The organism is Stenotrophomonas sp. DDT-1 (assembly GCF_001580555.1).
GTDB classification, from domain to species: domain Bacteria; phylum Pseudomonadota; class Gammaproteobacteria; order Xanthomonadales; family Xanthomonadaceae; genus Stenotrophomonas; species Stenotrophomonas sepilia.
This window is the reverse complement of sequence record NZ_LEKR01000005.1, coordinates 19,604-30,976: the sequence shown is the minus strand read 5'-3', so window position 1 is coordinate 30,976 and position 11,373 is coordinate 19,604. Positions and strand designations below refer to the sequence as shown.

Genomic DNA, 11,373 nt, shown 5'->3' with positions numbered 1-11,373 from the left:
AGGCTGTCGATGAGGAGACTCCAATGCGCAAGACGGGATGGAGCCGGCGAGCCGGCGCGATGATGGTGCTGCTGCTAGGGTTCCTGCTGTTGCCGGGGCTGGCCTGTGCCAAAGGTCCGGCCGGCACCGTGCTGGTGCTCGGCGACAGCCTCAGTGCCGCCCACAATATCCCTGCCGACGCCGGCTGGGTCAGCTTGCTGCAACAGCGGGTCAGGCAGCAGTCGAAAACCCCGGCGCGCATCGTCAACGCCAGCATGAGCGGGGAAACCACCGCCGGCGCGCTGACCCGCCTGCCGGGCCTGCTGGCCAGGGAGAAGCCGACCGTGGTGGTGATCGCGCTGGGCGGCAATGACGCGCTGCGCGGGCTGACCCCGGCGCAGGTGCAGGGCAACCTGGGAAAAATGGTGCAGGCCAGCCAGAAGGCCGGCGCCAAGGTGCTGCTGCTGGGCATCGACGTGCCCCCCAACTACGGACCGGCCTACCGCCAGCGCCTGGCCGCGGCCTACAAGGCGCTGGCCACGCAGTACAAGGTGCCGCTGCTGCCGTTCCTGCTGGAGGGCGTGGCCCTGCAGCCGGGCATGATGCAGGCCGACGGCCTGCACCCCACGGCGCAGGCGCAGCCGAAGGTGCTGGACAACGTCTGGCCGCTGCTCAGGCCGCTGCTCTGAACCGTTTGTGTACCTCTTGACGGAACTTCACATCGCGTCCACCGTCGATCCGGCATGTTTCACAAAGCTGAAGTTAGAGGGAATCACATGCGTCAGACGAAGGAGACCTCCGGCTTGGTGCTGGTGGTCGAAGACAACCGCAACATCTCCGAGATGATCGGGGAATACCTGGAAGGTCGCGGCTTCGAAGTCGACTATGCACAGGACGGCCTGGATGGCTACCGCCTCGCGGCGGAGAACAGCTATGACGTCGTGGTGCTCGATCTCATGTTGCCGCGCCTGGACGGCATCGAAGTGTGCCGTCGCTTGCGCAACGATGCGCGCAAGTCCACGCCGGTGCTGATGCTCACGGCACGCGACACGCTGGACGACAAGCTCACCGGCCTCGGGTTCGGCGCCGATGACTACCTGACCAAGCCGTTCGCGATCCAGGAGCTGGAAGCCCGCCTGCGCGCGCTGATCCGTCGCGAACGCCGCCAGGTCGGTTCGGAGGTGCTGAAGGTCGCCGACCTGGTCCTTGATCCGGTCAGCATGCGGGCTACCCGTGCCGGCACCGAGCTGCAGCTGTCGCCGATCGGCCTGCGCCTGCTGACCATCCTGATGCGCGAATCGCCGCGCGTGGTCACCCGCCAGGAGATCGAACGCGAGATCTGGGGCAATGGCCTGCCGGATTCGGACACCCTGCGCAGCCATCTGTACAACCTGCGCAAGATCATCGACAAGCCGTTCGACCGTCCGCTGCTGCACACCGTGCAGAGCGCCGGCTACCGCATTGCCGATATTGCCCAGCCGATGGCCTGATCGGGCCCCGGCCTGTGCAGCATCAGGCCCGGCCGGGCAACGACCCCGCACCGGGCACGGATGACCGGCCGGCGTTGCCGCCGGTCATCCTCCGTGCACGACGACGGCGCAGCGCGCTGCCTATAATCGCAGCGCTCTGACCGGGACCCCGCAATGCCGCACGGCCTGCCGCGCAAGATCCGTATCGCCTTCATCCTGCAGGCAGTCCTGGCCAGCCTGGGCATCCTGCTCGGTGCCTGGCTGGTCTCGCTGGTGATCAAGCACAGCCTGGTCGGCGCCGCCCTGCGCGAGGAAGCGGCCTATTACTGGACGCTGCACGAGGCGTCGCCGGTGCAACCGCCGCCCAACACCCACAACATCCGCGGCTACCTGCTGGAAAGCGGGCAGTCGGCACTGTCATTGCCGGCCAACCTGCGCACCCTGGAGCCTGGCTTCCACGAGCTGCCCCAGGACGACCAGCTGGTGCTGGTCGACGTGCGCCCTGCCGGTCGCCTGTACCTGGTGTTCCTGCGCTCGCGCGCGGAGATGCTGGCGTTCTGGTTCGGCATCGTGCCGGTGCTGCTGACCCTGTTGGCGGTGTATGGCGCCAGCTGGGTCACCTACCGTGCCTCCAAACGACTGGTGTCGCCGGTGAACTGGCTGGCGCGGCGCGTCTCGCGCTGGGACCCGGGCCACCCCGAAGCGGCCGATCTGGAGCCGAACAAGCTGCCGGCGGACATGCAGGGCGAGACCCGCCAGCTGGCGGCCGCACTGCATTCACTGGCCAACCGGGTCAGCGCGCACGTGGCGCGCGAGCGCAACTTCACCCGTGATGCCAGCCATGAGCTGCGCACGCCGTTGACCGTCATCCGCGTGGCCAGCGACATGGCCCTGGGCGATGAAACCCTGCAGCCGCGCCTGCGCCGCAGCCTGCAGCGCATCCAGCGTGCAGGCCGTGACATGGAAGCGGTGATCGACGCGTTCCTGATCCTGGCCCGCGAGGCCGATGTCGAACCGCAGATCGAGGTGTTCGACGTCAACGACATCGTCCGCTACGAGGTGGACAACGCCAACGAGCTGCTGGGCAACCGGCCCGTATCGGTGCACCTGCACGGCGAAGGCCCGGTACAGCTGCACGCACCGCCGCGGGTGCTGCAGGTGGTGGTCAGCAACCTGGTGCGCAATGCCTGCAGCTACACCGACGAAGGGCGTATCGACGTGCACGTGCTCAATGACCGGGTGGTGGTGCGCGATACCGGCATCGGCATGTCCGCCGAGGCGCTGTCGCGCGCGTTTGAACCGTTCTACCGCGCCGAGCCGAGCCGTCCGCAGGGCACCGGCCTGGGCCTGTCGATCGTGCGCCGGCTGTGCGACCGCTTCGGCTGGAAGGTCAGCCTGGCCAGCGAGCCGGGCAAGGGCACCGAGGCCACGGTGGTGTTCCGCTGATCCTCCGACCCCATTGCCCGTGATTCAGTAGATCCACGCCATGCGTGGATGGGGTTGCAGTAGCGCCGGGCCATGCCCGGCGTCCGCAGTCCCTCAGTTGCAGTTGACCTTCGGCGCCAGCGCCCTGGTCCAGATCGCATAGCCGGCCGGGGTCATGTGCAGCATGTCCTCGCGGAACAGCGTCGCATCCGGCTGGCCATCGGTGCCGAGCATCGGCGTGTAGATGTCGGTGAAGCCGGTATTGGGCAGCCTCGCCAGTGCAGCCTTGATCAGCGTGTTGGCTTCGTTGATCGCCGGCAGCAGGTGCGCGCGCGACGGGCTCGGCTTGATCGACAGGTACTCCACCCTGGTCTTCGGCAGGTCGCGATGCACGCGCTGCACGAAGGCAACCACGTCGTCGCGCACCTGCACGGGGCTGCGACCGCTGTTGAGGTCGTTGTCGCCCGCGTAGAAGAACACCTTGCAGGGCGCATACGGCACCACGATGCGGTCGGCGTACCAGGTGCTGTCGCGCACTTCCGAGCCGCCGAAGCCGCGGTTGAACACTGGCTGGCCAGGGAAGTCGGTGGCCAGGCTCTCCCAGAAGCGGATCGAGGAGCTGCCGATGAACTCGATGCCACCGCGCGGCGGCGGGTTGGACTGGTCGGCGCCGGCGAAGCGGGCCATGTCGCCGGCCCAGGCCACGTTGGAAACCTGTTCGGGCACCCGCGGCGACTCGGCCGGGCTCAGCGCCTGGGCCAGCGGTGCGGCAGTCAGCAGGCCCAGCATCAGCAGGCAGGTACGGCGACGGGACATCAGGCGCTCCAGCAGGCAAGGGGGGCATCCATCATAGGAGCATGCCCGGGCCGTTGCTTGCCCCTGGCAGGCCGTTCAGTGGGCCGGCGCGGGCTGCGGTTGGCGGCCTTGTGGCAAAATGGCCGCCATCTGCCTATTCCTGTGCACCCATGATTCCCTGCCGTGCGTCTGAGCGGTCGCTGCGCCGCGCCCCCGTTGCTGGATGTTCCATCCGTGGCTGATCAGTTCGGCCACCTGCCGCGCGGCCCGCGCCGCATCTTCCAGGCCGCCCGCTGGTCCTGGCAGGGCCTGCGCGCTGCCTGGCTGCACGAGTCCTCGTTCCGGCTTGAGGTCTACCTGCTGATCCTGCTGACGCCGATCGCGATCTGGCTGGGCCAGACGCCGGTCGAACGCGCGCTGCTGATCGGCTCGATGCTGCTGGTGCTGGCGATGGAACTGGCCAACTCGGCCATCGAAGCGGTGATCGAACGCTACGGCAGCGAGATCCATGAGCTGGCCGGCCGCGCCAAGGACATGGGCTCGGCGGCGGTGTTCGTGCTGATGATGAACGTGCTTCTGTGCTGGGCGCTGGTCGTGGTCCCGCATGCAATGGCCGGCAAATACGGCTGATCCCTCATTCCCCCTTGTTGAAGACTTCCCATGTCCCTTGAGTTTCTTGCCGATCCGAATGTCTGGTTGACCCTGTTCACGCTGAGCGCGCTGGAAATCGTGCTCGGCATCGACAACCTGGTGTTCATCTCCATCGCCGTCAGCAAGCTGCCAGAGCACCGCCGCCCGTTCGCGCGTCGGCTCGGCATCGCGGTGGCCTGTATCACCCGTATCGGCCTGCTGGTATCGCTGGCGTACCTGGCGCACATGCAGGCGAACCTGTTCACCGTGGCCGGCATGGGCATTTCCATCCGCGATCTGGTGCTGATCGTTGGTGGCCTGTTCCTGATCATCAAGGGTTGGATGGAGATCAAGGAAATGATCACCGGTGGCGAGGATGAAGATCCGAGCACGACCAAGACCTCGGCCGTGTTCGGCTACGTGATCGCGCAGATCGCGGTCATCGACATCGTGTTCTCGCTGGACTCGGTGATCACCGCGGTCGGCATCGCTGACCACGTGCCGGTTATGGTCGCCGCGATCCTGCTGTCGGTGGCGGTGATGCTGCTGGCCGCCAACCCGCTGGGCCGCTTCATCGACGCCAACCCGACCGTGAAGATGCTGGCGCTGGCCTTCATCCTGCTGATCGGTGCGGTGCTGATCCTGGATGGCCTGGACGTGCACATTCCCAAGCCCTACATCTACGCCGCGATGGGCTTCTCGGTGCTGGTGGAGTGGCTGAACCTGCTGATGCGGCGCCGCGCCCGCGAGCACAACGTGCCGGGCGCCGGTAACTGGTAAGCGCATGACCCCGAACCCCCGGCCAACGCCGGGGGTTCTTCGTTCTGCCTTGTAGAGCCGAGCCCGTGCTCGGCTGACCGGCAGGAAGCAGCCGAGCATGGGCTCGGCTCTACACCGGCACTGCGGCTTTTGCACTTGTGGCTGCGTTCCGGCCTCCACTTGTGAACCAGGATCAACAGTGTTTTCCCGGGGCGAGGCTTAATCCGGCGCAGCAAAGCGCGCAGGCTACGCACTCCCGATTCCCGCCCCCCCAGGACTCTCCCATGAATTCCAGAGCCGCCTTGCTGGCGCTTGCCGTTGGCGCCTTCGCCATCGGAACCACCGAGTTTGCCCCGATGGGCCTGTTGCCGGTCATCGCCGACGGCGTCGGCGTTGGCATCCCCACTGCGGGCATGCTGATCACCGCCTATGCCGTGGGCGTGATGCTGGGCGCGCCGGTGATGACCCTGCTGATGGGGCGTTTCGGCAAGCGCACCGCGCTGATGCTGCTGATGTCGATCTTCGTGGTCGGCAACCTGCTGTCCGCGCTGGCGCCGAACTACGGGCTGCTGCTGCTGTCGCGCCTGGTCACCAGCCTCAACCACGGTGCCTTCTTCGGCATCGGTGCGGTGGTCGCCGCCAGCCTGGTGCCAAAGGAAAAGCAGGCTGCTGCCGTGGCCACCATGTTCATGGGCCTGACCATTGCCAACATCGGTGGCGTGCCGCTGGCGACCTGGGTCGGCCAGCAGCTGGGCTGGCGCCTGTCCTTCGCCGGTACTGCGGCGTTGGGCCTGATCGCGATCACTGCGTTGGGCTTCGCGCTGCCGGCGTCCGCGCCGGGACCGCGCCCGGACGTGCGCCGCGAACTGAAGGCGATCCTGCAGCCGCAGGTGCTGCTGGCCATGGCCACCACCGTGCTTGGTGCGGGTGCGATGTTCACGCTGTACACCTACGTCGCACCGGTGCTGACCGAGTTGACCGGCGCCTCCAATACCTTCATCGCGGTGTCGCTGGCCCTGATCGGCATTGGTTTCACCCTCGGCAACGGCATCGGTGGGCGCATGGCTGACTGGTCGCTCGATGGCGCCACCCGTATCCTGCTGGCTGCCCTGGCGGTGCTGATGTTCGTGCTGCCGCTGGCCTTCATGAGCCACGCCACCGCGGCGCTGGGTGTACTGCTGTTCGGTGCGGCGACCTTCGCCCTCGTGCCGCCGCTGCAGATCCGGGTGATGCAGGTGGCCAGCGAGGCGCCGGGCCTGGCGTCGTCGATCAACGTGGGTGCATTCAACCTGGGCAACGCTGTGGGTGCGGCGCTGGGTGGTGCGGTGATCAGCTCGGGCCTGGGCTACGCCGCCATTCCGGTGGCCGGTGGCCTGCTGGCCGCGTCGGGCCTGCTGCTGGCATGGCTGGGGCGTAGCCGCACTGCGGTGGCTGAGGCCTGCTGAGTGATATGGAGTTCCGGCAGGGCTTGCAGCCCTGCACCCGCTAAAGGCGAAGGCAACCGCCGAAGCAACAGCAACCGCAACAGCCGGCGCTGGTTTTCTGAGGGTTGGGCGGGGCGGTGTGGGTTGGCAGGACACGCCGTGAACCCACCATGGGGGCTCGATGGCGCCATCCATGGCGCCAACGGTCCTGCCAACCCGCACCGCCCCACCTCCGACAGATTGCCGCGATCGGTCGGAACGGCGTTCTGCTTTGGTAGGTGTCGACCTTGGTCGACACGAATGCCTGAAGCACCGGCTTTTGCTTTTGATTTTTCTTTTGATCTTCCCGCGGTGCGCAGGAAATTGTCCGTGGCCGGGAGGGTGGGTCGGCTGGGGGCGTGAGCCGCATGGATGCGGCGATCGAGCTTACATGGACGTACTTGCAGCGGCCCCCAGCCGACCCACCCTCCCGGCCCACCCCGAGCTGGGGACCACACCGCGGAGGGGGCGGCGCCCGATGGCCGGTCTTTCACCCGAACCATGGCATGCTCGGCGCCAAGCCCACCCGGAACCTCCGCCATGCGCCTGTTCACCCGTGTCCTGCCCCTGATGCTGCTGGCCTCCCTGCTGTCCGGCTGCGGCTACAACGCCATCCAGCAGAAGGACGAGGCGGTCAAGGCCAGCTGGTCCGAAGTGCTCAACCAGTACAAGCGCCGCGCCGACCTGGTGCCCAACCTGGTGCAGACCGTCAAAGGTTTCGCCAGCCAGGAAGAGCGCGTGCTGACCGAAGTCACCAACGCCCGCTCGCGTGTCGGCCAGATCAACGTCAACGCCGATGACGAAGCCTCGCTCAAGCAGTTCCAGCAGGCCCAGGGCGAACTGGGTAGTGCGCTGTCGCGGCTGCTGGTGGTGACCGAGAACTATCCGGTGCTGAAGTCCGACCAGAACTTCCGCGACCTGCAGGCGCAGCTGGAAGGCACTGAAAACCGCATCACCGTCGCCCGTGGCCGCTACATCCAGCAGGTGCAGGACTACAACACCTACATCCGTTCGTTCCCGCAGGTGATCACCGCCAAGATCTTCGGCTACAAGACCAAGCCGAACTTCACGGTGGACAACGAAGCGCAGATCTCCAACGCACCGGCGGTGGATTTCGGCAACGCGCCGCAGCAGCAGCCGGCACCGCAGCCGGGCCACTGACCGATGCGCCTGGCCACTGCGCTGCTGGCCCTGCTGCTGTGGCTGCCGCTGGCGGCACAGGCTCAGCAGCTGGCGCCGATTCCGGCGCTGGACTCGCCGGTGGTCGACACCACCGGCACGCTGGAGGCTGCGCAGAAGCAGGCACTGGTGCAGCAGGCGCTGGACCTGCAACAGCGCAAGGGCAGCCAGCTGCAGGTGCTGGTGGTACCCACCACCCAGCCGGAGGACATCGCGCAGTACACCACGCGGGTCTTCGACCAGTGGCAGATCGGCCGCAAGGGCGTGGATGACGGCGTGCTGCTGGTGGTGGCCAAGGACGACCGGCGCGTGCGGATCGAGCCGGGTTACGGTCTTGAAGGCGCGATTCCCGATGCCATCGCCAACCGGGTCATCCAGGAATACCTGGTGCCGCGTTTCCGCGCCGGCGACTACGCTGGTGGCATCACCGATGCAACTGCGGTGCTGGTCAAGCTGATCGATGGCGAAGCGTTGCCGGCCCCGGTCAGCGGTCATCGCGGGCGCGAGCCCGGCGGTGGCGGCGACACCTGGTTCCTGGCGCTGTTCATCGGCGTGTTCGCCGGCAGCATCCTGCGCGGCGTGTTCTCGCGCGTACCGCGACCGCTGCGCGGCCTGCTCGGCGGTGCCGGTGCGGCGCTGGCGGCGTTCCTGTTCACCTCCACCCTGCTGGCCAGTGGCCTGGCCGGCGTGGTTGGCCTGATCGTGGCGATGCTGTCCGGCCACCCGGGGCGCTTTGCCGGCGGTGGTGGCTGGGGCGGCGGCAGCTGGGGCGGGGGAGGCGGCTTCGGCGGTGGTGGTGGATTCGGCGGTGGTGGCGGCTGGGGCGGCGGCGGTGGCCGTTCCGGTGGCGGTGGCGCTTCGGGAGGCTGGTGATGATCCAACGTCTGTTCCGCCATGTATGTTCGCCGTCGGTACGTCGCGCGTTCCCGCCAGCCACGCTGCAGGCGATCACCGAGGCCATCGCGGCCGGTGAGCAGCGCCACGGCGGTCAGGTGATGTTCGCGGTGGAGGCCGATCTGCCGCTGGCCGCGTTGTGGCACAAGGTCACCCCGAGGCAGGCCGCCGAGCATGCCTTCGCACGCCTGCGCACCTGGGACACCGCTCACAACAACGGGGTGCTGATCTACCTGCTGCTGGCCGACCATGCCATCGAGATCGTCGCCGACCGCGGCCTGCATGGCCGGGTCAGCCCGGCGCAGTGGCAACGGGTCTGCACCCATCTGCGCGAGGGCCTGCGTGGTTCCCATCCGGTGGAAGCGCTGCAGGATGCCATCGACGAGGTCTCCAGCCTGATCGAAGGGCACTTCCCGGCCTCGACGCGGTCGAACGATGACGCGTTGCCGAACTCGCCCCAGCTTCTTGGTTGAGCCGGGGCGGCACTGGCCCGAGAATAGGCGTTCAACCGCAAGGCACCTTCCATGATCTATTTCCACGACATCGACCCCATCGCCCTCTCGCTGGGGCCGATCAAGGTGCACTGGTACGGCATCATGTACCTGCTCGGCTTCACTGCGGCCTGGCTGCTGGGCCGCACGCGCATCGCCGCCGGGCGCCTGCCGGGCGTCGATGCCAACGGCTTCTCCGACCTGTTGTTCTACGCCATGCTTGGCGTGGTGCTGGGCGGGCGCATCGGCTACATGCTGTTCTACGCGCTGGGCGATTTCCTGCACAACCCGCTGCTGCTGTTCAAGGTGTGGGACGGCGGCATGAGCTTCCATGGCGGCCTGCTGGGCGTGCTGGGTGCCTGCTGGTGGTGGTCGCGCAAGCACGCGCTGCACTTCTTCGACACCATGGATTTCATGGCGCCGCTGGTACCGCTGGGCCTGGGCTTCGGCCGCATCGGCAACTTCATCGGCGCCGAGCTGTGGGGCAAGTACACCGACGGCACGTGGGGCGTGGTGTTCCCGTCGGGCCTGCCGGCGCCGCTGAACCAGTTGGACCACGCGACCCTGCAGGCGCAGTTCGCCACCGGCGCGCTGAACCAGTTCGCCCGCCATCCCTCGCAGCTGTATGAAGCGTTCCTGGAAGGCCTGGTGATGTTCGTGGTGCTGTGGACGGTGTCGGCCAAGCCGCGCCACCGTTACCTGGTCGGCGGCCTGTTCGCGCTGATGTACGGCCTGTTCCGCTTCGCCGTCGAATTCGTACGCATGCCCGACAACGGCGTCTATGTGGCCTTCGACTGGCTGACCCGTGGCCAGATCCTCAGCCTGCCGCTCATCGCCTTCGGCCTGGTGCTGCTGGCGATGTCGCGCCGCGCGCCGGTGCTGCAGCCGCAACCGGTGACGGCTGCGGAGGGCAAGGCATGAAGGCTTACCTGGACCTGCTCTCGCACGTGCTCGAGCACGGCGCCGAGAAGAGCGACCGCACCGGCACCGGTACCCGCAGCGTGTTCGGCTGGCAGATGCGTTTCAATCTGGCCGACGGCTTCCCACTGGTCACCACCAAGAAACTGCACCTGCGCTCGATCATCCATGAGCTGCTGTGGTTCCTGAAGGGCGATACCAACATCGGCTACCTGAAAGACAACCAGGTACGCATCTGGGACGAGTGGGCCGACGAGAACGGCGACCTCGGCCCGGTCTATGGCAGGCAGTGGCGCAGCTGGGCCACCGCCGATGGCCGCGAGATCGACCAGATGCAGTGGCTGGTGGACGAGATCAAGCGCAACCCCGATTCGCGCCGGCTGGTGGTCAGCGCCTGGAACGTGGGCGAGCTTTCGCAGATGGCGCTGATGCCGTGCCACAACCTGTTCCAGTTCTACGTGGTGGACGGCAAGCTCAGCTGCCAGCTGTACCAGCGCAGCGGCGACATCTTCCTCGGCGTGCCGTTCAACATCGCCAGCTATGCGCTGCTGACCCACATGGTGGCGCAGGCCACCGGCCTGGGCGTGGGCGACTTCGTGCATACGCTGGGCGATGCGCACCTGTATTCGAACCACTTCGAGCAGGCGCGCGAGCAGCTGTCGCGTGAACCGCGCGCGCTGCCGAAGCTGTGGTTGAACCCGGAGGTGACCGACCTGTTCGGTTTCCGGTTCGACGACATCCGCATCGACGGCTATGACCCGCACCCGGCGATCAAGGCGCCGGTGGCGGTGTGAGTGCCATGAAGCTCTCGATGATCGTGGCGTTGGACCGCAACCGTGGCATCGGCCAGGGCAATGCAATGCCCTGGCACCTGCCGGATGATTTCAAGCATTTCAAGGCGCTCACCCTGGGCAAGCCGATCCTGATGGGGCGCAGGACGGCCGAGTCGATCGGCCGCGTACTGCCGGGGCGGACCAACCTGGTGCTGACCCGCAGCGGCCAGGTGCCGTTCGCGGGCATGCGCGCGGTGGCGTCGCTGGACGAGGCGAAGGCGATTGCCGAAGGCGAGGGCGCCAGCGAGCTGTGCATCATCGGCGGCGGCGAGATCTTCCACCAGCTGCTGGACCAGGCCAGCGACCTGTACCTGACCTGGGTCGATGCCGAAGTCCCCGCCGACACCCATTTCCCCGAGGTGGAGGCGCAGGACTGGCGGGAAGTGAGCAGCGAGCCGCATCCGGCCGATGACCGCCACGCCTATGCGTTCCGCTTCGTGCACTACGTGCGCCGCTGAGGATGGTTTCCTGTAGAGCCGAGCCATGCTCGGCTGCTGTTGCCTGACACCTCCCGTAGCCGAGCATGGCCCGGCTCTAC

General features: G+C 67.2%; 13 protein-coding genes. 12 read left to right on the top strand and 1 reads right to left on the bottom strand.

Features of this window, described 5'->3' with window-relative positions; translation table 11 throughout:
• The first annotated feature begins 23 nt into the window (after positions 1 to 23).
• The 3 genes from AB839_RS03880 to AB839_RS03870 all read left to right on the top strand — a co-directional run bounded on the left by AB839_RS03880 (position 24) and on the right by AB839_RS03870 (position 2,894).
• Positions 24 to 668 carry an arylesterase gene (locus AB839_RS03880; protein WP_061478363.1) on the top strand — a complete coding sequence of 215 codons (645 nt, stop codon included), beginning with the start codon at positions 24 to 26 and terminating at the stop codon, positions 666 to 668.
• Between the two features lie 87 nt (positions 669 to 755).
• On the top strand, positions 756 to 1,469 hold the full coding sequence (locus AB839_RS03875) for a response regulator transcription factor (protein WP_002811889.1): 714 nt from the start codon (positions 756 to 758) through the stop codon (positions 1,467 to 1,469).
• A 153-nt stretch (positions 1,470 to 1,622) separates the two neighbouring features.
• Positions 1,623 to 2,894 (top strand): HAMP domain-containing sensor histidine kinase, encoded by a 1,272-nt coding sequence (locus tag AB839_RS03870; RefSeq protein ID WP_061478362.1) that lies wholly within the window; start codon positions 1,623 to 1,625, stop codon positions 2,892 to 2,894.
• A 93-nt stretch (positions 2,895 to 2,987) separates the two neighbouring features.
• Here the strand turns inward: AB839_RS03870 and AB839_RS03865 are convergent, their stop codons facing one another.
• On the bottom strand, positions 2,988 to 3,689 hold the full coding sequence (locus AB839_RS03865) for an SGNH/GDSL hydrolase family protein (protein ID WP_061478361.1): 702 nt from the start codon (positions 3,687 to 3,689) through the stop codon (positions 2,988 to 2,990).
• 213 nt (positions 3,690 to 3,902) lie between these two features.
• On the opposite strand from AB839_RS03865, the gene AB839_RS03860 reads away from it, so the two are divergent.
• The 9 genes from AB839_RS03860 to AB839_RS03820 all read left to right on the top strand — a co-directional run bounded on the left by AB839_RS03860 (position 3,903) and on the right by AB839_RS03820 (position 11,293).
• On the top strand, positions 3,903 to 4,298 hold the full coding sequence (locus AB839_RS03860) for a diacylglycerol kinase (protein ID WP_061478360.1): 396 nt from the start codon (positions 3,903 to 3,905) through the stop codon (positions 4,296 to 4,298).
• 30 nt (positions 4,299 to 4,328) lie between these two features.
• A complete protein-coding gene (locus AB839_RS03855; protein ID WP_061478359.1) occupies positions 4,329 to 5,078 on the top strand; it encodes a TerC family protein in 750 nt (249 codons plus the stop codon).
• Positions 5,079 to 5,341: 263 nt separating this feature from the next.
• Positions 5,342 to 6,502 (top strand): MFS transporter, encoded by a 1,161-nt coding sequence (locus AB839_RS03850; RefSeq protein WP_061478358.1) that lies wholly within the window; start codon positions 5,342 to 5,344, stop codon positions 6,500 to 6,502.
• Positions 6,503 to 7,060: 558 nt separating this feature from the next.
• The gene (locus AB839_RS03845) at positions 7,061 to 7,681 is read left to right on the top strand and encodes a LemA family protein (protein WP_005415338.1); all 621 of its coding nucleotides are present in this window, start codon (positions 7,061 to 7,063) and stop codon (positions 7,679 to 7,681) included.
• 3 nt (positions 7,682 to 7,684) lie between these two features.
• Complete coding sequence (locus AB839_RS03840) at positions 7,685 to 8,572, top strand: TPM domain-containing protein (RefSeq protein ID WP_061478357.1); 888 nt, start codon at positions 7,685 to 7,687, stop codon at positions 8,570 to 8,572.
• Positions 8,572 to 9,066 (top strand): TPM domain-containing protein, encoded by a 495-nt coding sequence (locus AB839_RS03835; protein ID WP_061478356.1) that lies wholly within the window; start codon positions 8,572 to 8,574, stop codon positions 9,064 to 9,066. Before AB839_RS03840 ends, AB839_RS03835 begins: the two co-directional genes overlap by 1 nt.
• 51 nt (positions 9,067 to 9,117) lie before the next feature.
• On the top strand, positions 9,118 to 10,005 hold the full coding sequence (gene lgt / locus AB839_RS03830; protein WP_061478355.1) for a prolipoprotein diacylglyceryl transferase: 888 nt from the start codon (positions 9,118 to 9,120) through the stop codon (positions 10,003 to 10,005).
• Positions 10,002 to 10,796, top strand: a complete 795-nt coding sequence (locus tag AB839_RS03825) for a thymidylate synthase (RefSeq protein ID WP_061478354.1) — start codon at positions 10,002 to 10,004, stop codon at positions 10,794 to 10,796. Before lgt ends, AB839_RS03825 begins: the two co-directional genes overlap by 4 nt.
• Positions 10,797 to 10,801: 5 nt before the next feature.
• Positions 10,802 to 11,293, top strand: a complete 492-nt coding sequence (locus tag AB839_RS03820) for a dihydrofolate reductase (RefSeq protein WP_061478353.1) — start codon at positions 10,802 to 10,804, stop codon at positions 11,291 to 11,293.
• Positions 11,294 to 11,373: the final 80 nt, after the last annotated feature.